Consider the following 2,207-nt stretch of genomic DNA (forward strand, 5'->3'; position numbering starts at 1 on the left):
CGCATGAACAGCTCGTTGACCGTCTCCATCTTGACCCGCTCGCTGTCGGGCACCACCGGCTGCGGCGCGGTCACCACCGAAAGGATGACGTTCTGCTCATGCAGCACCTTGTAGTGTTTCAGGCTGTGCATCAGTGCCGTTGGCGCGCTGAGGGGATCGCTGGTCAGGAACACGGCGGTGCCGGACACCAGCTGCGGCTTCTTCTTCAACAGGTTGCCGGCGAGGAAATCGAGCGGGATCTCGTTGCGCCGGGTCTTGTCGAACAGATAGCGGCTGCCGCGCACCCAGGTCCACATGCCCAGCACGATGGTGAAGGCCACGGCCAGCGATGCCCAGCCGCCCTCGAACACCTTGACGATGTTGGAGGCAAAGAAGCCGATGTCGATAAAGGCAAACAGCGCCGTCAGCGAGACAGCCAGCCACAGCTGCCATTTCCAGATGCGCGTCATGACGACATAGAGCAGCACTGTCGTCACCAGCATGTTGCCGGTCACTGAAATACCATAGGCCGACGCCAGCTTGCTGGACTCGCCGAAGCCGACGACCAGCATCATCACCACCAGCGCCAGCAGGAGGTTGACGCGCGGCATGTAGATCTGGCCGGACTGTTTTTCCGATGTGTGCAGGATTTCAAGGCGCGGCAGCATGTTGAGCTGCACCGCCTGCCTGGTCAGCGAAAAGGCGCCCGAAATCACCGCCTGGCTGGCGATCACGGTCGCGGCAGTCGCCAGCACGACCATCGGGATCAACGTCCAGCCCTCGTTCATCTCGAAGAACGGATGGCCGACCACGCCGTTCTTTGCCAGCACGAAGGCGCCCTGCCCGGCATAATTGAGCAGCAGGCAGGGAAAAACGATCGCCAGCCAGGCGAGCACGATCGGCTTGCGACCGAAATGGCCTAGATCGGCATAGAGCGCTTCGGCGCCAGTGACGGCGAGGAAGATGGCGCCGATGGTAACGAAGGCGACGTCGGGCGAATTAATCAGAAAGGCGACGATGTAGTGTGGGCTCACGGCCCACAGGATTTCAGGATCGGCGATGATGTGGTTGAGACCGGAAAGGCCGATGGCCAGGAACCATACCGCAGTCACCGGGCCGAACACCAATCCCACTCCGCCCGTGCCAAATCGCTGCACCGCGAACACCATGGCAAGGATGACAAGGGTTAGCGGCACCACATAAGGCTGGAAGGCAGGCGTGACGACATTCATGCCCTCCACCGCCGACAGCACCGAGATTGCCGGCGTGATGACGGCGTCACCGAAGAACAGCGATGCCCCGACGATGCCGATGCCAAGTATCAGCGCCGAACGCTTGGGGAAACTGCCGCGCGCCAGCGCCATCAGCGACAGCACGCCGCCCTCGCCGCGGTTGTCGGCGCGCAGCACAAACATGATGTATTTGATGGTGACGATGATCGTCAGCGACCAGATGATCAGCGACAGAACGCCAAGAATATCGCCGCGATCCGCCACGCTACCGCGCGACGATGCCACCAGCGCCTCGCGGAACGCATAGATCGGGCTGGTGCCGATATCCCCATAGACGACACCGAGCGCGCCCAGCATCAACACCTTGGTGCTGTGCTGTTCGATTTCGGGATGGCTCGATTGTTCGACGGGTTCTGCCTCACTACCAGCATTGGCAAGGGCCATGGACGACACTCCGATAAGTGCGCGGTCATCTACGCTTGCTGCGATGCAATATCAAGTGCCGTCGCGTGATGGCTCCCATGCCGGCAACGCTCGGCTGCTCGGGAGAACATCGGTCCACGCGAGATTCGCGGGCTCGATCTGCAGGCATGGTCGCACCAGCAGGACCGGCAGCATATGCGTCCGTCAGATCGCCACCTGCGTACCGATTTCTACCACACGGCCGGTCGGGATCTGGAAATATTCGGTCGCGTCGGCCGCCGTGCGCGCCAGGCCGATGAACAACCGGTCCTGCCATACCGGCATGCCGGAATTGGGCGAGGCCTTGAGCGAACGTCGCGACAGGAAGAACGAGGTCGTCATGATGTCGAACTTCCAGCCCTGCTTGCGGCAGATCGCCAGCGCGCGCGGGATGTTGGGCTGCTCCATGTAGCCGAAGGTCAGCGTCACCCGCATGAACAGCTCGTTGACCGTCTCCATCTTGACCCGCTCGCTGTCGGGCACCACCGGCTGCGGCGCGGTCACCACCGAAAGGATGACGTTCTGCTCATGCAG

General features: G+C 62.0%; 2 protein-coding genes. Both read right to left on the minus strand.

The window, feature by feature from the left end:
* On the minus strand, positions 1-1,655 hold a 1,655-nt coding region (locus tag AC1DZU_RS35475; protein ID WP_477292103.1), incomplete at its 3' end, for a potassium transporter Kup.
* Between the two features lie 183 nt (positions 1,656-1,838).
* A partial coding sequence (locus tag AC1DZU_RS35480; protein ID WP_477289468.1) for a KUP/HAK/KT family potassium transporter occupies positions 1,839-2,207 on the minus strand: 369 nt, incomplete at its 5' end.

It is taken from the genome of Mesorhizobium sp. P2_A12, assembly GCF_056405075.1.